The organism is Longimicrobium terrae (genome assembly GCF_014202995.1).
Classification (GTDB): domain Bacteria; phylum Gemmatimonadota; class Gemmatimonadetes; order Longimicrobiales; family Longimicrobiaceae; genus Longimicrobium; species Longimicrobium terrae.
The window spans coordinates 106,488-126,478 of the sequence record NZ_JACHIA010000012.1 but is presented as its reverse complement, the minus strand read 5'-3'; the positions used below and the strand labels follow the sequence as shown (position 1 = coordinate 126,478).

The 19,991-nt window shown below is 70.0% G+C and carries 14 protein-coding genes; 11 read left to right on the top strand and 3 right to left on the bottom strand.

Annotated elements, in window-relative coordinates:
- Window positions 1–18 precede the first annotated feature (18 nt).
- The 11 genes from HNQ61_RS18345 (at window position 19) to HNQ61_RS18295 (ending at window position 15,083) form a co-directional block, all read left to right on the top strand.
- Window positions 19–1,086 carry a hypothetical protein gene (locus tag HNQ61_RS18345; protein ID WP_170034756.1) on the top strand — a complete coding sequence of 356 codons (1,068 nt, stop codon included), beginning with the start codon at window positions 19–21 and terminating at the stop codon, window positions 1,084–1,086.
- 92 nt (window positions 1,087–1,178) lie between these two features.
- On the top strand, window positions 1,179–1,958 hold the full coding sequence (locus tag HNQ61_RS18340; protein WP_170034757.1) for an SDR family oxidoreductase: 780 nt from the start codon (window positions 1,179–1,181) through the stop codon (window positions 1,956–1,958).
- Between the two features lie 581 nt (window positions 1,959–2,539).
- The gene (gene fadJ, locus HNQ61_RS18335; protein ID WP_170034758.1) at window positions 2,540–4,705 is read left to right on the top strand and encodes a fatty acid oxidation complex subunit alpha FadJ; all 2,166 of its coding nucleotides are present in this window, start codon (window positions 2,540–2,542) and stop codon (window positions 4,703–4,705) included.
- 80 nt (window positions 4,706–4,785) lie between these two features.
- Complete coding sequence (locus tag HNQ61_RS18330) at window positions 4,786–5,682, top strand: MBL fold metallo-hydrolase (RefSeq protein WP_170034759.1); 897 nt, start codon at window positions 4,786–4,788, stop codon at window positions 5,680–5,682.
- A gap of 707 nt (window positions 5,683–6,389) precedes the next feature.
- Window positions 6,390–6,830 (top strand): CoA-binding protein, encoded by a 441-nt coding sequence (locus HNQ61_RS18325; protein WP_170034760.1) that lies wholly within the window; start codon window positions 6,390–6,392, stop codon window positions 6,828–6,830.
- 305 nt (window positions 6,831–7,135) lie between these two features.
- Complete coding sequence (locus HNQ61_RS18320) at window positions 7,136–7,840, top strand: cytochrome c3 family protein (protein WP_170034761.1); 705 nt, start codon at window positions 7,136–7,138, stop codon at window positions 7,838–7,840.
- Window positions 7,841–7,875: 35 nt separating this feature from the next.
- On the top strand, window positions 7,876–11,064 hold the full coding sequence (locus HNQ61_RS18315; protein ID WP_170034762.1) for a molybdopterin dinucleotide binding domain-containing protein: 3,189 nt from the start codon (window positions 7,876–7,878) through the stop codon (window positions 11,062–11,064).
- Between the two features lie 2 nt (window positions 11,065–11,066).
- The gene (nrfD, locus tag HNQ61_RS18310; protein WP_170034763.1) at window positions 11,067–12,494 is read left to right on the top strand and encodes an NrfD/PsrC family molybdoenzyme membrane anchor subunit; all 1,428 of its coding nucleotides are present in this window, start codon (window positions 11,067–11,069) and stop codon (window positions 12,492–12,494) included.
- Window positions 12,491–13,009: a DUF3341 domain-containing protein gene (locus HNQ61_RS18305; RefSeq protein WP_170034764.1), complete on the top strand. Its 519-nt coding sequence runs from the start codon at window positions 12,491–12,493 to the stop codon at window positions 13,007–13,009. The genes nrfD and HNQ61_RS18305 overlap by 4 nt, the downstream gene beginning before the upstream one ends.
- Window positions 12,996–13,703 carry a c-type cytochrome gene (locus HNQ61_RS18300; protein WP_170034765.1) on the top strand — a complete coding sequence of 236 codons (708 nt, stop codon included), beginning with the start codon at window positions 12,996–12,998 and terminating at the stop codon, window positions 13,701–13,703. The genes HNQ61_RS18305 and HNQ61_RS18300 overlap by 14 nt, the downstream gene beginning before the upstream one ends.
- Window positions 13,704–13,715: 12 nt before the next feature.
- Complete coding sequence (locus HNQ61_RS18295) at window positions 13,716–15,083, top strand: hypothetical protein (RefSeq protein ID WP_170034766.1); 1,368 nt, start codon at window positions 13,716–13,718, stop codon at window positions 15,081–15,083.
- A gap of 334 nt (window positions 15,084–15,417) precedes the next feature.
- Here HNQ61_RS18295 and HNQ61_RS18290 read toward each other — a convergent pair whose 3' ends face one another.
- The 3 genes from HNQ61_RS18290 to HNQ61_RS18280 all read right to left on the bottom strand — a co-directional run bounded on the left by HNQ61_RS18290 (window position 15,418) and on the right by HNQ61_RS18280 (window position 19,598).
- On the bottom strand, window positions 15,418–16,716 hold the full coding sequence (locus HNQ61_RS18290) for a 3-deoxy-D-manno-octulosonic acid transferase (protein WP_170034767.1): 1,299 nt from the start codon (window positions 16,714–16,716) through the stop codon (window positions 15,418–15,420).
- A 94-nt stretch (window positions 16,717–16,810) separates the two neighbouring features.
- Window positions 16,811–17,986 (bottom strand): type 1 glutamine amidotransferase domain-containing protein, encoded by a 1,176-nt coding sequence (locus HNQ61_RS28330; protein WP_205761500.1) that lies wholly within the window; start codon window positions 17,984–17,986, stop codon window positions 16,811–16,813.
- A 676-nt stretch (window positions 17,987–18,662) separates the two neighbouring features.
- Entirely contained in the window at window positions 18,663–19,598 is a 936-nt protein-coding gene (locus HNQ61_RS18280; protein ID WP_170034768.1) for a PhzF family phenazine biosynthesis protein, read from the bottom strand.
- Window positions 19,599–19,991: the final 393 nt, after the last annotated feature.

The following is a 19,991-nucleotide window of genomic DNA, read 5'->3' as shown; positions in this document are numbered from 1 at the left end:
CTCACCGGGAGGATGCAGATGAAGCGGGGAAGGCGCTGGATGTCGGCGGCCGTCGCGGCGGGGATGCTCGTTCCCCGGCCGGCGATGGCGCACGTGAAGTGGTTCACGGAATTCAGCTTCGGCGACGAGCCGCGCACGCTGGCGCAGGCCGTGGGGCCGCTCTTCATCGGGCTCGCCGTGCTGAGCATGGCGGTGATCGCGGCGCTCGTCTTTGTGGACCAGCGGCTGGAGAAGGTCCCCGCCTACCGCCGCGTGAACGACTGGCTGGCCGCGCGGCGCGGCGATTCCGTGCTGGTGATGCGCATCGGCGTGGGCGCGGCGCTGCTGCTGTCGTGGCAGGCGGATGCGCTGCTGGCGCCTGAACTCCGGGCAGCGGCGGGATGGATCGGCTGGTTCCAGTTCGCCTGCGCGTTCCTGCTGCTCTTCGCGCGGACGGTGCCGGCGGCGGGCGCGGGGCTCATCCTGCTGTACCTGATCGGCCTGGGGCGCTTCGGCGTCTTTCACATGCTGGATTACCTGCTGTACGCCGGGGCCGGGTGGTATCTGCTCACCAGCGGCGCCAAGGGTGAGCGGCTGCGCGGCACCGGCATCCCCGCGCTGTACGCGACCGTCGGCTTTTCCCTCTGCTGGGTCGCGCTGGAGAAGGTGATCTATCCGCAGTGGGCGCTCCACGTTCTGAACGAGCATCCGCAGCTCGCGCTGGGCTTTGACCTGCGCTTTTTTCTGCTGGGCGCCGCGTTCGTGGAGTTCAGCCTGGGCTACCTGCTGATCATCAACCTGCTGCAGCGGCCGCTGGCGCTGGTCATCACCCTCGTCTTTTTCACAACCACGCTGGTGTTCGGCAAGGTAGAGGTGATTGGCCACACGCCCATTCACGCCGCGCTCGTCGTGTTTCTGCTGGAAGGACCGGGCACCGCGTACCGCCCGCCGATCGCGTTCCACCGCAGGATGGGGCTGCGCACCGCGTTCGCGGCGGTCAACTTCGCGCTCCTGCTGGCCATCCTCATCGTTCCGTATGCCGCCATGGCCGGGTCGCTGCACCGGCAGGCGCCCGCGCGGCCGGAACCCGCACCGGCGGGGAGGTGAGCCGCGCTCAGTTTTTTCCAGCATTTGCGCGGGTTTTGGCGGCGCGTAGATTGAGCGCCGGCCACCCCCGGCACCCGTCATCAGGAGCGCGCATGCGAACCGTCCGCGAGCTGTTCGATCTGTCCGGAAGCGTGGCGCTGGTGACCGGGGGCGGGCGCGGGCTGGGCGAGCAGATGGCGCGCGGGCTGGCGCAGGCGGGAGCGTCCGTCGCGCTCGCCTCTCGCAAGCGGGACGCGTGCGCGGACGTCGCCCGCGAACTGGCGGAGGAGCACGGCGTGCGCACGCTGGCGCTGCGGCTGGACGTATCGGCGGAGGACGAGGTTCGCGCCGCGTTCGACGAGGTGGAGGCGGCGCTGGGGCCGGTGGATCTGCTGATCAACAACAGCGGAACGAGCTGGGGTGCGCCGGCGGAGCGGATGCCGCTGGACGCGTGGCGCAAGGTGATGGACGTGAACGCGACCGGCACCTTTCTGTGCTCGCGCGAAATCGCGTCGCGGCTGATTGCGCGGGGCGCGCCCGGCGCCATCCTGAACATCGCCTCCGTTTCCGGACTCAAGGGGAGCGCGCCGGAGATCCTGGACGCGGCCGGCTACAGCGCCAGCAAGGGCGCCGTCATCGCGCTCACCCGCGACCTCGCGGTGAAGTGGGCGCGCCACGGGATTCGCGTGAATGTGCTGGCGCCCGGCTTCTTTCGCACGGCGATGACGGACAAGGTGCTGGACGGCGCGGAGAAGGCGCTGGCCCGCATCGTTCCGCTGGGCCGCGTGGGCGGGGAGGATGAACTGCTGGGCGCGGCGCTGTTCCTGCTGTCCCCCGCGGCGGGATACGTGACGGGGCAGGTGCTGGCGGTGGATGGTGGGATGACGGCGTAACGTCCGAACGGGGAGCCAGCGCGGAGCGGGCGGGTGGGGAAGAACATCCGCCGGGATGAAGGGTTGGAGCGGCCGCCGGCTGGGGCCCTCACCCCGCGTGCTGCGCACGACGACCCTCTCCCACGAACGGATGTGGGAGAGGGAGCACACGGCAGATTCGTGCGGATCGGACGATGCGGTGCCCGGGCCGGCTTCGGGCCCCTCCTCCGGCCCCTCCCCGTGCAAACAGACGCACGGAGAGGGGAGAATTCACACCGGGGACTCTGGCGTGAGTGGGCGGTTAAAGCCCCGAACGGCGCGCGAATCGCGCCGTGTCGGGGGTTCCCGCTGTTTGAGCGGCGGATTCATTCGCTCAGGGATCGCGCGGCGGGGATGAACCGCGCGCCCGCACCGGGACCGCCGCCGCCCCCAACCCTCCCCCAGTCTTTTTTGGGGGAGGGTGGGCCGGTGGTGCCGGCCCGGGTGGGGGCCGCCCGCGAGCCTTGCATGACGGCTGGGGCACTTGGAACTGAGCACTTCCCCTCCCGCACTGACGCACTCAGCACTGACGCACTTTTTTTCTCGCACTTCAGGAGCGCGCGATGGCAACGATGCTGGAAGAGCCCGCCACCCGGGCGGCGGTCCACATGGAGATCGAGGACGGCCTCGCCGTCATCCGGATGAACGATCCCGCCCGGCCCGTGAACGTCATCTCCGCCGGACTCATCGAGGAGATGGGCGAGATCATCGACCGGCTGGACGCGGGCGAAGACGGCGTACGCGCGGCGGTGCTCATCTCCGACAAGCGCGGCAGCTGGATCGCCGGCGCCGACATCGAAGAGTTCAAGAACTTCAACACCCCCGCCGACGCCGAAGCCGCCAGCCGCGCCGGCCAGACGCTGCTCACCCGGCTGGAGCGGCTGCGCATCCCCGTCGTGGCGGCCATCGACGGCGCCGCGCTGGGCGGCGGGCTGGAGACGGCGCTCGCCTGCACCTACCGCATCGCCACGGACTCGCCCAAGACCAAGCTGGGCCTGCCCGAAGTGAACCTGGGCATCGTTCCCGGCGCGGGCGGCACGCAGCGCCTGCCGCGCCTCGTGGGGCTGCGCACGGCGCTGGACCTGATGCTCACCGGCAAGCAGCTGGACGGCCGCCGCGCCATGAAGGCCGGCATCATCGACGAAGTCGTTCCCGCGCCGGTCCTGCTCGCCGTCGCCAGCCGCGTGGCCATGGAGCTGGCGGACCGCAAGAAGACGCCGAAGTCCGGCCGCAGCACCGGCTCGCCCGACCGGCTGGAGCGTCTGGCCCCCATGCGCCGGCTGATCTTCAGCAAGGCGCGGCAGGGGGTGATGGAAAAGACGCACGGCCTCTACCCCGCGCCGCTGCGGCTGCTGCAGGTAGTGGAGCGCGGGCTGGACAAGCACATCGACCAGGGCTTCGAGCTGGAGGCCAAGGCGTTCGGCGAGCTGGCCGTGACGCCCGAGGCGCGCTCGCTGGTGCACGTCTTTTTCACCAGCACCGCGGCCAAGAACGATCCGGGGCTCACCAGCGGCGCCAAGGCGCGCGACATCGACCAGGTGGCCGTCGTGGGCGCGGGCTTCATGGGCGCGGGGATCGCCGCCACCTCGGCCGAGGCGGGAATCCGCGTGCGCCTGAAAGACGTGAAGCCCGAGGCCGCCGCCAAGGGGCTGCGCACCGCGCGCGAAAGCCTCAGCAAGCGCGCCAAGCGCAAGCGGCTGCGCAAGTTCGAGGTCACCAAGCTGCTGGACCGCGTGCAGCCCACCACGGAGTACACGGGCTTTCACGCCAGCCAGATGATCGTGGAGGCCGTGTTCGAGGAAGTTTCCCTCAAGCACCGCGTCATCCAGGAGATCGAGGCGGCGGTGGGCGAGGGCACCGTGCTGGGATCCAACACGTCCACGATCCCCATCGCCAAGCTGGCGGAGGCGTCCGCGCGTCCGGATCACGTCATCGGCGTGCACTTCTTTTCCCCGGTGGAGAAGATGCCGCTCGTGGAGATCATCACCCACGCGGGGACGGCGGACTGGGTGACGGCCACGACGCACGGCTACGCCAAGAAGATCGGCAAGACGCCCATCATCGTGAACGACTCGCCGGGCTTCTACGTCAACCGCATCCTGGCGCCCTACATGGCCGAGGCCGCGCTGCTGCTGCAGGAGGGCGTGCGGATGGAGGCCATCGACGAGGCGATGACGGAGTGGGGCTTTCCCGTGGGCCCCATCACGCTGTACGACGAGGTGGGGCTGGACGTGGCGCAGAAGGCGGGCAAGATCATGTCGGAGGCGTTCGCCGACCGCATGAAGCCCAGCGACATCGTGGACCGCCTGGTGGCGGACGGGCGCCTGGGCCGCAAGAACGGCAAGGGCTTCTACCGCTTTGGCGATGACGGCAAGAAGACGGGGCCGGACGAGAGCGTGTACGGCGTGATCGGCAACCCCGCCGCCCGCGAGCTGGGCGATGAGGAACTGCAGGAGCGGCTGGCGCTGATCATGGTGAACGAGGCGGTCCGCACGCTGGAAGAAGGCGTGCTGCGCAGCGCGCGCGACGGCGACGTGGGCGCCATCTTCGGCATCGGCTTTCCGCCGTTCCGCGGCGGGCCGTTCTGGTTCGTGGACCGCACCGGTCCCGCCAGGGTGCTGGAGCGTCTGCGGGCGCTGGAGCAGCGCTTCGGGGCGCGCTTTGCCCCGGCGCCGCTGCTGGAAAAGATGGCGCGCGACAAGACGCTCTTCTTTCCCGAGGACGCCTGAGCGCGGCCGACGCCCCGGCGCGCGAGATCGCGCCGGGGCTCCACCGCCTGTCCATTCCCCTTCCTTTTCCGCCGCGCGAGGTGGCGGCCTGGGTGCTGGAGGGGGATGACGGGCACGTGCTGGTGGATACGGGGATCGACACGCGACCGGCTCGCGAAGCGCTGCGGCAGGGCGCGGCGGACATCGGGGTCACGCCGGAGTCGCTGCGGCACGTCGTTCTGACGCACGCGCACATCGACCACTACGGCCTGGCGGGCCCGGTGCGCGAATGGAGCGGGGCGCGGCTCTCCATCCACGAGCGGGAAGAAGAGCTGGCGCAGCGCTGGGTAAAGGGATGGGCAGACGACAAGTTTCTTGTCGGCGAAAGCTTTCGCGCGGGCGGGATTCCGGCGCCGCTGGCGGATGCGCTGCTCGCCGCGTCGGACCGCATTCACCAGCGGTACGAGTATTATCCGCCGGATGAACTGCTGCGCGGGGACCGCGGGGCGCTGCCCGGCGGCGGCGGGTGGGAGTGGATTCTGACGCCCGGGCACTCGCCGGGGCACGTAACGGTCTATCATCCGGAGCGCCGGCTGCTGATCGCGGGCGATCACGTGCTGCCGCGCATTTCGCCCAACATCGGCGCGGATCTGTACGCCGAGAACCCGCTGGCGGACTACCTGGCCTCGCTGCGCCGCCTGCGCGAGCTGCCGGTGGACCTCGTTCTGCCGTCCCACGGCGAGCCGTTCACCGGCCTGGCGGAGCGGATTGACGTCCTGCTGGCGCACCATGACGAGCGCAACGAGCAGACGCTGGATCTGCTCGATGAACCGAAGACGGCGTACGATGTTGCGCTCGGCCTCTTTCCCGAACTGCCGCCGGACAACTTCCTGCACGCGCTGCGGGAGGCCCGCGCCCACCTGGCCTACCTCGCCGGCATCGGCGCGGCGGAGCGCGATCCGGATGGCGTCGTGGAGCGCTGGCGGCGGGCGCGGTAGGAAGGGAGGAGCCGCGCTCGGGTGCCGGGAGCTGGGGCGACTGAAGTCGCGGCAACAACGGCGCGAAGTCCGCCTTCGCGGACTGTGGGCGACAACCCGGTTTGTGCTCCCGGACGACTGTTCTGCCGATGGCGCGAATGGGCTTCCGCCGGTCAGGGGATGTCTGCCAAGGCAATCGGATCGCGATCAAGCATGTCATGCCGGGGAAGCGGCGCGCCGGACGGGTCCGACGCGCCGCTTTCTGCGTGATCAATGAGTCGGCACCGAATTCCCGACCGAACTGCTGCCTGGGACGGTGCGCCCGACCGTCCGACGCAGGCGCCCGCGGAGCGCGACGGCACGCGATCCGCAGGTTGGGGCAGGATGCAGGCGGGATGACGGAAGAGGGGATGTATCGACCTCGCGTGAGGGATTCGCGCCCGGAGGGCCGAGAACCCGGTTCGCGCGTGGATGAAGCCCGCTCGGCAAGCTCAACCGTGGCGCGAACCGGGGCTCGGCGCCGTTGGCAACAGCTGTATCGTTGCCTACGGCGCGCGAAGCCCGACCCGGAGCGCAGCGGAGGGGCACGCCCAGGGGAAGTGCGTGAGTGCTGGGTGCTGAGTGCGTGAGTGCGAGGACGGAAGTGCTCAGTGCTCAGTGCCCGGGCGGAAACGCGAAACCTCATCCTCCCACCCGCCGATCAGAAAACCCCGTACCGGAGAACGACCGTGGAAGACTGGCAGAAGAACCTGGTGACCACCAGCGACGGCATCGCCGAACTGCTGCGCGAAACCAAGCGTGTGGCGGTGCTGGGGATCAAGACCGAGGCGCAGTCCGGACAGGCCGCGTTCTACGTCCCCGAGTACCTGCATACCGCCGGGCTGGACGTGGTGCCCGTTCCCGTCTACTACCCGGACGTCACCGAGATCCTGGGCAAGAAGGTGTACCGCACGGTGGCGGGAATTCCCGAACCGGTAGACATGGTGAACGTGTTCCGCCGCCCGCAGGATGTGACGGCGCACGTGGACGACATCCTGGCCGCCAAGCCCAAATCGGTCTGGATGCAGAGCGGCATCCGCAACGACGAAGCCGCCCGCAGGTTTGCCGAAGCCGGCATCCGCGTGGTTCAGGACCGGTGCCTGATGGTGGAGCACCGCCGCTCCCGGTAAACATCTGGTTCTTTGATTGAGAACCGTTATCAACCACTCTGGCCAGAAATCCCGGCCGGCGCTCCCGCCCCCGCTTCTCGCAAGTCATTGCCAGAAGCGGGTTTGCGGATTGTAGGGAAAACGACTACAAAAGGTGGGGCCGCGCCTGATATTGCAGGCGGGTTGCCACCGTGTTATATGGGGTGCTCCGAACAGCCACCCGGCCCAGGAGAGCCGGCGGGGGCTGGGGGGACGCCGCGCGCGGTCGAGCGAAAAAGGGGCGCTCGGGTGCGCGCGGCCCATGGTATTCTCCGTTCAGGCAGACGATGACAAAGCTCCTTCGCATGGCGGCGCTCGCGCTGCTCCCGGTGGTCGTCGCGGCTTCGTGCCGCCCGTACAGGGCGGATGAAGGCGACGGCCCCGACCAGCCGATCGCGTTCTACCACAGCGTGCACGCGGGCGACAACAAGATGCCCTGCATGTACTGCCACTACACGGCCGACCGGTCGCCGGACGCGGGAATCCCCAGCGTGCAGCTCTGCGTGGGTTGCCACGTGCCCGCCAGCAGCGCGCCCACGTCGCTGCGCGGCCAGGCGGCGCTCGCCTTTCCCCGCGTCAAGGGCACGGCCGAAAAGCCGGACAGCGCCTGGCACCAGGAAGGCCTGAAGCTGGTGGACTACTGGAAGCGCGGCGAGGGGATTCCCTGGGTGCGCATCCACAAGATCCCCGAGCACGCCAAGTTCCCGCACAACTCGCACGTGAACGCCGGCCTGCAGTGCCAGACGTGCCACGGCCCCGTGCAGGAAATGAAGAAGGTGTACCAGTTCTCGTCCCTGCGGATGGGGTGGTGCATCGACTGTCACCGCGGCGAGATGCCGCTGTCGGCCCCGGAAGAGGCCGCGGTGCGCAGCCGGTCGTCGTTTGTTCGCAAGCTGCGCGCGCTCCGCTCCGAGGGCGGAGACATTCGCGGCCAGCAGGCCACTTATCCCAACCAGCGCGCGTCAACCGACTGCGTGGTCTGCCACTACTGACGGCCGGCACTGAGAAGGATTGCTGAGGAGACGGCATGTCTGACGGAATGAAGAGGCGCACCTTTCTGAAGGTGCTTGGCGCGTCGGGCGCTGCGACGGCCACGGTGGGATGCTCCACCGGGCAGGTCGAAAAGCTGATCCCGTACGTGGTGCCCCCCGAGGAAGTGGTTCCCGGGGTGCCGACCTACTACACCACCACCTGCCGGGAATGCCCGGCCGGGTGCGGGATGCACGTGGAGACGCACGAAGGACGCGTCACCAAGGCCGAGGGCAACCCCGACCACCCCATCTCGCACGGCAACCTGTGCCCGCGCGGGCAGGCCGCCCCCCAGGGGCTCTACCACCCGGACCGCTACACGGGCCCGTCGGTGATGGAGTTCGGGGTCGACCAGCCGCGCAGCACCACTTGGCAGCAGGCCGAAACCGCCGTGGCCGAGGCGATCCGCACCGCTCCGCGCGGCAGCGTGGTCTACCTCACCGGCGGCTACGCTGGCAGCATGGACCGCCTGGCCACCGACTTCGCCACGGCGATCGGCGCGCGCCGCGTGGACTGGGCCCCGCTTGAGGACACGCCGCGCGACCTGCGCTTCGCCGACGCGGACCTGCTGGTGAGCTTCGGCGCCGACTTCCTGGAAACCTGGGGGTCGCCCGTCGACTACGCGTACCAGTTCTCGCAGCAGCACGCGTACAACAACGGGCGCCGCGGCAAGTTCGTGTGGGTGGGGCCGCACCGCCCGCTCACCGGCATCAACGCCGACCTGTGGATCCCCACGCGCCCCGGCACCGAGGCGCTGCTGGCCCAGGCGCTGGCCGCGGGCGGGGACCTGTCGGCCGTCGGCGCGCAGATCGCCCCGGAGAATCCGACCCCGGCGGACACGCAGCGCATCACCACCGGCCTGCGTACGCTGGGCGAGTGGTGGGGCGCGTCGGCCCGCAAGGTGGCGTTCGGCCCCGGCTACGCGGTGCGTGGCACCAACGGCGAGGCGCTGCGCCAAGCCGTGGACCGGCTCAACGGCCGCACCACGGCCCCGGCGACGGACGCCCGCCCCATGCTGCAGCTCATTGAGCAGATGCGCGCGGGGCAGGTGAAGGTGATCCTGATGGATTCGCCCAACCCGGCCTACACGCTTCCCGGCGGCCTCAAGTTCGCCGAGGCGCTGCAGAAGGTGCCCACGCGCGTCACGTTCAGCAGCTTTCCGGACGAGACCTCGGCGATGGCCACGCACGTGCTGCCGCAGAGCCACTTCCTGGAGCGGTGGGACGACTACATCCCGCAGCCCGGCGTGTTCGAGCTGGTGCAGCCGGCGATGAAGCCGGTGTTCAACACCCGCGCGGTGGGCGAGATCCTGCTGGGCATCAGCCGCGCGCTGCGCGTGGTGCCCACGGCGGGCTTCACGGGAACGACGTGGCTGGATTACCTGCGCGCCTCCTGGGCCGCGCGGGCCGGCAGCCCCGAGGCGTGGGACGGCGCGCTGCGCCGCGGCGGCGTGTTCGCCGAAAACGGCCGCGGCACGCAGGCGCTGGGCTTTACCGCGCTGGACCGCCAGGCCCAGCCGGCCGCCGCGGCCCCCGCCGCCGCTCCGGCGGTGACGGCTCCGGCCGCCGCCGCCGCCGCGGGTGCCGTGGCCGCGACCACCGCGCAGCCGGCCCCGGCCGCCGCGCCGGTCGTCGTTCCGCCCGCGCAGGTGCAGGCGCCGCCGCGCGCGGTGGCCGCCGCCACCTACCAGGCGCCGCGGTACGAGGGCGAGGCCAACGGCCTGCACCTGGTCGTCTACCCGTCCATCCGCTTCTACGACGGCCGCACCGCCAACCGCCCCTGGCTGCTGGAGCTGCCGGACCAGGTGGCCAAGGTGAGCTGGGATTCGTGGGCCGAGGTGCATCCGGACACCGCCAAGGCGATGGATCTGGAGCAGGGCGACGAAGTGGAGATCCGCTCGCCGCACGGCATGGTCAAGACGCGCATCTACGTCTACCCGGGCATCATGCGCGGCGCCATCGCCATGCAGATGGGACTGGGGCACGAGGCGTTCGGCCGCTTCACGGCGGGCGTGGGCGCCAACCCCATGAAGCTGCTGGGCGGCTCGGTGGATCCGGCTTCCGGCGGGCTGACCACGGCGGGCGTGCGCGTTTCGCTCACCAAGACGGGCCGCGGCAACGTGACGCGCGCCTTTCCGCAGGGCCTGGTGGAGCAGGGCGTGCGCGTGCAGCACGACCGCGCCATCTCGCAGGCGGTGGGCATTACCGAACTGATGCGGCTGGACCAGAAGGGCCCGGGCTTCGTTCCCGGCGAGGAAAAGCCGATTCACCAGCTCAAGGGCTCCGGCGGCTTCGTGCCGGTGGAGACCACCACCGATCCGGCGGCCTACCCGCCGGCCGGGACGGAGTACGGCGAGTACATCGACAACGAGACGCGCTGGGCCATGGTCGTGGACCTGGCGCGGTGCATCGGCTGCGCGGCGTGCGTGGTGGCCTGCTACGCGGAGAATAACATCCCGGTCGTCGGGCCGACCGAAATCCGCAAGGGACGCGAGCTTTCGTGGCTGCGCATCGAGCGGTACTTCGGGGTCAGCCGCCACGAGGAAGAGGCGATGCGGGACGACGCCACGGACGACGTGCGCTTCCTTCCCATGCTGTGCCAGCACTGCGGCCAGGCGCCCTGCGAGCCGGTGTGCCCCGTGTACGCGGCGTACCACACGCCGGACGGCCTGAACGGCCAGGTGTACAACCGCTGCGTGGGCACGCGCTACTGCGCCAACAACTGCCCGTGGAAGGTGCGCGTCTTCAACTGGTTCACCTACCAGTTCGCCGAGCCGCTGAACTGGCAGCTGAACCCGGACGTGACGGTGCGCGAAAAGGGCGTCATGGAAAAGTGCACGTTCTGCGTGCAGCGCATCCATGAAGCCGAGCGCAACGCGACTTCCGAGGCCCGCGCCCTGCGCGACGGCGAAGTGGTGCCGGCGTGCGTGCAGACGTGCCCCACCGAAGTGTTCGTCTTCGGCAACATCGCCGACCCCACCACCGCCGTGGCGCAGGCGGCCCGCAGCAACCGCGGCTTCCGCGCGCTGGGCGAGCTGAACACGCAGCCGGCCATCGTCTACCTGAAGAAGGTGACGCTGCACCAGCCCAGGAACGGCGGGCGTGAGGCGCCTCCGCCGGCCATGGGCGGCACCACCGAGCACCAGCCGCAGGAAGGCCACGAACCGGCCATGCAGGGAGGACACTGATCATGTCGACGACGGTAACGACGGTAACCCGGTCCGAGTTCCATCCGGACGTCGAGTCGTACCAGCAGGTAAACCGCGACGCCCTGTCGCTGCTCACCAACCCGGGCAAGGGCTACATCGCCCTGCTGGGGATGGCGGTGTGCCTGGTGGGGCTGCTGGTGGTGGCCGAGCTGCACAACATCATCTACGGCCTGGGCATGGTGGGTGAGAACTGGACGGTTCTCATCACGACCTTCGTGTTCTGGGTGGGCATCGGCCACGCGGGCACGCTGATCTCCGCGATTCTGTACCTGTTCCGCGCGCCCTGGCGGCAGGCCATCTACCGCTTCGCCGAGGCGATGACGGTGTTCGCGGTGCTGACGGCGGCGCTGTTCCCGCTGATCCACATCGGCCGTCCCTGGTTCTTCTACTGGCTGCTTCCGCTTCCCAGCCAGCGGCACATCTGGCCCAACTTCCGGTCGCCGCTGCTGTGGGACGTGTTCGCGGTGACGACGTACCTTACGGTCAGCTCGGTGTTCTTCTTCATCGGCCTGATCCCCGACATCGCGGCGGCGCGCGACGCGGCCACCACGCCGGTGCGCAAGCGCATCTACACGGCGCTGGCGCTGGGGTGGCGGGGCACGGACCGCGAGTGGCGCCACTTTACCCGCGCGTACATGTTCCTGGCCGCGCTGGCCACGCCGCTGGTGCTTTCGGTGCACTCGGTGGTGTCGTGGGACTTCGCGGTGTCCATCGTGCCGGGGTGGCACACCACCATCTTCGCCCCGTACTTCGTGGCGGGCGCCATTCTGTCCGGCGTGGCCATGGTGGTGACGCTGATGGTGCCGGTGCACCGCATCTTCCGCCTGGGGGCGTACTTCACCCCGGTGCACTACGACCGGCTGGCCAAGCTGCTGCTGCTTACGTCCACCATCGTGGGCTACGCCTACGCCATGGAGTACTTCATGGCGTACTACTCGGGCGAACTGTACGAGCGCGACGTGTTCTGGGACCGCGTCACGGGCGACTACTGGTGGGCGGGGTGGTCCATGATCACCTTCAACGCCATCATCCCGCAGCTTCTGTGGATCAAGAAGGTGCGGCAGAACCTGAACGCGTTCTTTTTGATCACGATCTTCGTGAACATCGGGATGTGGTACGAGCGCTTCGTGATCATCGCGCCGTCGCTGGCCCACAGCTACGAGCCGTGGAAGTTCTGGAACTACCACATGACCTGGGTGGACGCGTCGCTGCTGCTGGGCAGCTTCGGCTGGTTCTTCATGTGGTTCCTGCTCTTCCTGCGCTTCCTGCCGGGTCTGTCGATGGCGGAAATCAAGGAAGTGCTGCCGCCGCCCATGAAGCGCACCGGCGCGGCGCACCACGCCGAAGATTCGCACGCCACCTCGGTGGAACTGCTGCCCACCGGCTACAACGAGTGGGAGGCCCGATGAGCAAGCTGCAGACGGGGGTGCTGGGCGTATTCCCGCACCTGGACACCGCGACCGACGCGATCCGCTCGCTGCGCGCGCAGGGGTACGAGCTGACGGTGTATTCGCCCACGCCGCGCCACGAGGTGGAAGAGGCGCTGGGCACCAAGGAAAGCCCGGTGCGCATCTTTACCCTGATCGGCGCCTTTACGGGCACCGCGGCGGGAACGGCGCTGGCCACCTGGGCGTCGCTGGACTGGCCGCTGGTGGTGGGCGGCAAGGAGATCATCGCGCTCCCCGGGTTCAGCGTCATCATGTTCGAGCTGACCATTCTGCTCGGCGCGCTGAGCACGGTGGCCGGCCTGTTCATCCTGGGGCGCATGCCCCACGTGGGGCCGCCGGAAGCGCCCATGTACCACCCGTCCTTCACGGCGGGCAACTTCGGCGTGTTCGCCCACGCTCCCCGCGACCGCTACGGCGACGTGCAGCGGATCATGAACGAGAGTGGTTCCGAGGAGGTGCTCGTTGACCAGCGCTGAGCTTCGCCGCGGCGCGCGCGCCCTGGCGCTGCTGGGCGTCGCCGCGGCCCTTCCCGCCTGCACCGACTGGGCGGGATACGACATCGACGAGGCTTCGGGCAAGGTGCCCGCGTTTTCGACGATGCGCGAGGACGTGATGCCCGACCCGTACGAGATGGTGCGCGAGCCGGTGCCCGGAACGGTGCCCACGCGCAACCCCATGGGCGACGTGCCGCGCCGCTTTTCGCAGACGCAGCTGGATTCGGTGGCGGCGACGCTGCAGAACCCGCTGCGGCCGGACGCGCGCACCCTGGCGCGCGGCAAGCTGATGTACGAGCAGCACTGCTCCTCGTGCCACGGCGACCTGGGCGACGGCAAGGGGCCGGTGATCGGCCCCGACAAGTTTCCCTACGCGCCGGCGCTCAACGCCGGGCCCACGCAGGCCCGTTCGGACGGCTACATCTACGCGGTCATCGACGTGGGCCGCGGCCTGATGCCTCCGTACGGCGCCCGGGTGACGCACCTGGACCGCTGGGCGGTGGTGGAGTACGTGCGCCAGCTTCAGGGCGGCCTGGAAACCCGCAACCCGCCGCCGAACGTGTCGGCCGTGGGCGCGCAGGTGCCCAACGCCGCGCCGGTGGAGCCGGCCCCGGCCGCCAGCCGTACGCCCCCGTCGGTGGAGACCGCGCCGCCGAGCACGCAAGAAAACCCCTGACGAGCGTTTCTGATGGCTGGGCATAGCGATTATCCGACCCACATTCCGCTTCGCATGGCGGCCGGCAACTCGGCGGCCACCCTGGGCGGTCTGCTGCTGGCGGTCGCCGGCGCGGCGGCGGCATTCCTGTTCGCGCCTTCGAGCCAGCGGGCGTGGAACGCCTTCCACTTCAACTGGATGTTCTGGTCGTCGGTGTCCATCGGCATGGTGATGTTCGCCGTGGCGCTGCACCTGACCAACGCGCGGTGGGCGTGGTCCATCAAGCGGTTTCCGCTGGGCGGGGTGGCGTTCCTTCCGTTCGCGTTCCTCCTGTTCATTCCGCTTCTGCTGGGCGGCAAGAACATCTTCTTCCATCACTGGATCCCCCATCTGGTCGACGGGGTGATGCACGACCCCATTCACGGGGACGCGGTGCTGGAGGCCAAGTCGGGGTGGCTGAACTTCACCTTCCTGTTCGTTCGCGACCTGGTGGGGATGGCGGTTCTGTTCGGCCTGGCCATGCGGTTCGCCTACCACCAGCTGCGGGCCGACGTCCACGGGCTGGACCGGGCCGGGCGCCGCAGCTTTGCGCACAACTGGCTGCGCGGCGACGGGCGGGGCGACGTGCGGCAGATGGCGGCCGTGTCGCAGCAGGCCGCGCTCAAGATCGGCGTGTTTCTGGGGATCGCCTACGCGGTCGTGTGGGGGTTCGTGGGGATGGACGTGGCGATGCTCACGCTTCCGCACTTCTTCAGCACGATGTTCCCGGTGGCGTTCTTCATCAGCGCGTTCCACTCGGGGCTGGCGATGACGGCGCTGATGGTGGTGCTGTACCGCGGCTCGCTGCGGCTGGAGTCGTACATCACCGAAAAGCAGTTTCACGACCTGGGCAAGCTGGTGTTCGCCTTTGCCGTGTTCTGGATGTACATCAACTGGTCGCAGTACGTGGTGATCTGGTATGGCCTGCTGCCCAACGAGCAGGAATACTTCGTTCTGAAGTTCCTGAAGTTCGGGCCGCTGGTGATCGCGACGGTGCTGCTGATCTTTGTGCTGCCGTTCTTCGGGCTGCTGCCGCGGTCGGTCAAGAAGGTGCCGCAGATTCTGGCCGGCTTCGCCGTGCTGATCCTGGTGGGCCACTGGATCGAGCGCTTCCTGCTGGCCACGCCGAACTTCTGGCTGGAGGAATGGGGAGCCATCGGGATCGGCTTCCCGGAGATCGCGATGTCGCTGGCGTTCCTGGGGCTTTTCGTGGCGTGCTACTCGTGGTACATGGCCACCTTCCCGATCCTGCCGTCGCCGGTTACGCTGGCCGCCATGCCCAGCGGGCTGGTGGAGGTGGAGGTTCCCGCGACGCACGTGGCCGGGCCGCACGGCGCGGGCCCGCACATCGCCGGGGCGTGACGTTTCTGGATGGATGAGATCGCCCGGTTCGGGTGGTCGGCTGAGATAAAAAAGAGGTCCCGCGGCTCACCCGAGTCGCGGGACCTTTTTTCGTGCGTGCAGGCGTTGCAGGGGCGACTGAAGTCGCGGCAACAACGGCGCGAAGTCCGCCTGCGCGGACTGTGGCGGAACGTGCCGTTTGGTACGACGGGATTCGGCGCGTCCGCCCACCCAAGAGCGAATGAATTCGCCGCTGGAAAGGCACGAAGTCCGCCTTCGCGGACTGTGGCGGCGGCTTGGGTGTGTAGGCGCGGAGATCGATCGGGCGCTACTCTGGGAGGCAGGGGAGTACGGGTTATCGCGCCTGAACGAGCAGATCTTGGATGATCCGTGCGCCGCGTTCGGCGGCGCCGAGGTGAGAGGCCACGTAGGCGCGCGCGGCGGCTCCGGCATGCGTTCTACGCTCGTCATCCGACAGAATGGGGCGGAGGACGGTCTCGAGCGGGGCGGCGTCGCTAGCCTCGAACGCGCCGCCCGCGCGGATCAGGTCGGCGGCCTCGCGCGCGTTGGCGTGGCGTGGCCCGAAGAGCACAGGAACGCCGAATGCGGCGGGTTCCAGCACGGAATGCAGCCCCGCCGTTCCCCATCCACCCCCCACGTACGCAACGTCCGCCACCGCATACAGGTCGCCGAGCACGCCCACGCGGTCCACCAGCACGGTGTCGCCGGGCCCGGTCCCCGCGTCCACGGCGGAAAGGCGAACGGGGGCGCGGCCGGTGGCACGGAGCGCGGCGTCGGAGCGGGCCAGGTAGTCCGGCGTGGGCTCGTGCGGAACCAGGATCAGGCGCGGGCGCAGTCCATCCGCGGCCAGGCGGGCGAGCGCGGGGATCAGACGATCCTCATCCGCGGGCCAGGTGGAGCCGGCGACGAGCGTCATCCCATCGGAACCACCGAACGGGCGGAGCAGGGGCGAGGCAAGGTCCGCCGCCGCGGTGCGCGCCCACACCTGGTCGAACCGCGCGTCGCCCATCACCTGACGCCGCCGCGAGGGGACGTTGAGCCCGGCGAAGCGGTCCGCGTCCTCCGCCGAGATCGCCGCGACGACGTCCAGCCGCGCGTACGCAGGGCCCAGGAGGGCGCGCGCCGGTCCGCGCAGGCGGCTGGATCCGGCGGGGAGCGTGGCGCTCAGGAGGGCGAGGCGGACGCCGCGGGCGGCGGCTTCGCGGGTGAGGACGGGCCACACGTCCGTCTTGGAGAACGCGATGACGTCGGGGCGGAGCGCGTCCAGCGCGCGGCGGATGTCGCCGGCGAGGTCGATGGGGAGGTAGTCCGCGTGGTCCGCGCCTACGCCGGCGGCGAACCGCTCGGCTGAGGCGGAAAAGAAGGTGTAGACGACCTGCGCCTCCGGCCGCCGCGCGCGGAACGCCTGCAGAACGGCGCGCGCCTGCAGCCCTTCGCCCACGCTGGGCGCGTGGAACCACACGAGGGGACGCGCGGGATCGCGGTGCGCGGCCGCCCACGCCTCCATCCGCGCCAGCACACCGGACCGCCCGCGAACGCTGCGGGCGAGCTTTCCGTCGCCCCGCGCGGCGAGCGGAAGGAGCGGGCGGGCGGCGCGGAGCGCGAGGGTGTACAGCGTCTCGGGTAGCGGCATGCGGCCCAAGGTAGCACGCGCCGCGCCGCCCGGAAACGAGCGCGGGGGCGGCCCTGTCGGCCGCCCCCGCGCTGTTCATCCACCCCGTCCGGAATCAGACGGAGGGCGGTCGGTACGTGGTGCCCGCGCCGCGGTTGAGGTCGCCCTCGTCCGTTCCCGCGGTGCCCGTCGGCCCGTTGAAGTCCGGAGGCGAGACGTAGCCCGCGCCCGTGCCGCCCACGTCCTGCGCGCCCGCGACCGAGCCCGGGGTGGCTTCGTAACCCGTGCCGGTTCCGCCGAGGTTGGTGGGGCCCCCGGCCGGGCTGGGCGCGGGGCTGTAGCCCGTCCCGCCCAGGTCCGCCGTGCCGCCCGCCGCTCCGTAGCCGGTGCCCGTGGAGCCCGCCGCGCCGGTGTAGCCGGTGCCGGCCGTGCCCGCGTAGCCGGTGGATTCGGTGTATCCGGTTCCGGTGCCGGCCGAATACTCGGTGCCTGAGTGGTACGGCATCCCGCCCGCGTACGCGCCCTCGCTCTCGTACTCGTCGGGCGGATAGGCGTCCTCGATGATGACGACCTCCGGCTCCAGGTCCACCACCTCCACGTACTCCAGCGGCTGCTCCTCACGCGCAAGCTGGTTGCGCACCAGGTACGCGATCCCCGCCGCGGCCAGCCCGCCCAGCAGCATGCGGCCGATGGGGAGCCCGCCTTCCTTCGTGTGCTCCGCTTCGTTCGGGCGCGGCGTGATGCGCACGTGCTCGGCGAACAGGTTCAGCATGGCGTGCGTGAAGTCGTCGATGTCCTGCGGGCCGCGGCTGGACACCCAGTTGCGGTCACGCACGACCGGCTCGTCGCTCCACACGCCGCCGGCGTTGCGCACGTCGTCGCGGATGCCGGGCCACGAGGTCAGGCTGCGGCGCACGATGAGCCCGCCGGAAATCAGCAGCCACGGCGCGTGGCAGATGACCGCGATGGGCTTGCCGGCGTGGTCCATGGCCCGCACGAAGTCCAGCGCGCGGTCGTTCTGGCGCAGCGTGTCGGGGTTGATGAGCCCGCCGGGGAGCAGCAGCGCGTCGTACTCGCCCGCGTCGGCGGTGTAGACGGTTCGGTCGACGCGCACCTTCTTGCCCGGATACATGTGGTTCACGCCACGGATGCGCCCGGGGCGCAGCGAGACGATGTCCACCTCGGCGCCGTGCTCCTCCAGCGCTTCCACCGGGTGCGTAAGCTCGATCTGCTCGAAGCCGTCCGTCGCGAGCACCGCGACGCGAAGCCCCTTGAGATTTACATCATGCATGGCGGTCTCCTCCCGAGTGATGCCGTTCAGGGAGGCGGCGCGGGTGCAAGAGGCGGACCGGCGGGGAGGGGGAAGTGCGGGAGTGCTGGGTGCGTGAGTGCGTGAGTGCGACGGGCGGGACGTGACTGCGATCCCGCGGAGTGTGGCGCGGCGGCGGGGTGGGGCCCTCACCCCGCGTGCTGCGCACGACGACCCTCTCCCACGAACAGATGTGGGAGAGGGAGCACACACCAGATCGGCGCCTCGAGCGAGGCTTCTGGCGCGTGGCGGCCTTGGTCGGCGGTTGAAACCGCACCTCGAAGAACACGAAGTCCGCCTGCGCGGACTGTGCCCCCGGGCAGTGTCTGTTGCTCCCGAACGCAGTTGAAGCCCCGAACCGGACGCGCCAGCGGCTGGTGTCGGGGGTTACCGCTGTTTGAGCGGCGGATTCATTCGCTCAGGAGAGGTGCGGCACGCGCCAAACCTGGTGCTCGCCACGCGGACTGCGGCCCTCACCATTCGCGGCATCGCCGTAGCGGCTCCTCCGCGAACAGAGCGGTCGGGCTTACTGCTTGTGCGGCGGATTCATCCGCTCACGTGCGGGGCGGCACGCGCCGAACTCTCGCTCGTCCGCAGAGTGTGACCCTCACCCCGGGTGCTTCCGGCGGGCGTGGAGCGATTGAGTGGCCGATCGTGATCAGGATGCGTCGGCGACGGGGAGCGTGAGGTGGCCGGTGGTGACGGGAACGGCGCCACCGCCCACACGCACGGCGGCGATTTCGCCACCGCGGATGTCGGCTTCCAGATGCAGCAGGCTGGGGCGGCCCATCTCCACGCCCTGCGCGACGGACCAGCGCAGCACGCGTTCCGGCGCGCCGTCCAGCCGCCGCGCGAGATACCCGGCAAAGGCGCTGGCCGCGGCCCCGGTGGCCGGATCTTCGTCGATGCCCATCGCGGGCGCGAACATGCGGGCGCGCAGATCCGCGCTCTCGCCGTCGGGCGTAAAGACGTACACATGCGGCGCCCAGCCCGGCCCCACGTGCTCGTTCCACGTGGCACGGTTCAGGCGCGCGCGGCTGAGCACATCCGTGTCGCGAACGGGGATGATCTGGAAGGGGACGCCGCAGGAGACGGTTTCAGCCTCGAAACCATCGGCACCGATCTCGTCCGGGTCGAGCGAGAGGAGTTGGGCGAGGATGGACGCAGTCGGGGCGGGAGGCCCCCACTCCGGGAGCACGGCGGCGGTGAGCCGCGCGAAGTCCGCGCGGCCGCCCTGGCCGCTCAGCGCCACGCGCACGGGGCCGACGCCCTCTTCCAGAACGGCCTCCGCGGCGTCGCCGGCGAGCGGAACGCGGCCCAGCCAGGAGAGCAGCAGCGCGGTCCCGACGGTGGGGTGGCCGGCGAACGGCAGCTCCATCCCCGGCGTAAAGATGCGCAGCCGCGCCGTGTGCGCCGCGTTCTCCGGCGGAAACACGAACACGGTTTCCGACAGGTTGAACTCGCGCGCGATCTGCCGCATGTCCTCGCCGGACAGGCCGGCCGCGTCGGGAAACACGGCCAGGGGATTGCCTCCGAACACGCGGTCGGTGAACACGTCGAGCGTGTGGAATTGAAAGGTGCGGGGTTCGGACATGCTGGTTGCGAGCTGAGGACGATGCGGAAGCGGAGGCCGGACGCGCGGCGGCGGGAATAGTAGCGCGGTGTACAAGGTCTGCGACATGCGTCGGCTTACCCGGTCGCGCGCCGCGGCGGATGAGGAATCCGGCCATCCGCGTGAGAAAGTGGCGTGCGTCACGCGACGTTGGCTTGGCGGAGAGTAGATCCTTCGGTCGCGCATGACTCGGCTCTGCCGGAGTCGCGGCGCACGCTCTCTCAGGATGACGCCTTCGGGCGGAGTTTGGCGGGGGCAGATGGGTTGCGGGCCGTTTCTCGACCCGCTCTCAGGAGGGCGCCATGGGGCGCGCTTCGGGGCAGGATACAGAGGAGGCCGAAGGCGGGGCCTCGACATCGTCCCGGGAGACGGGCG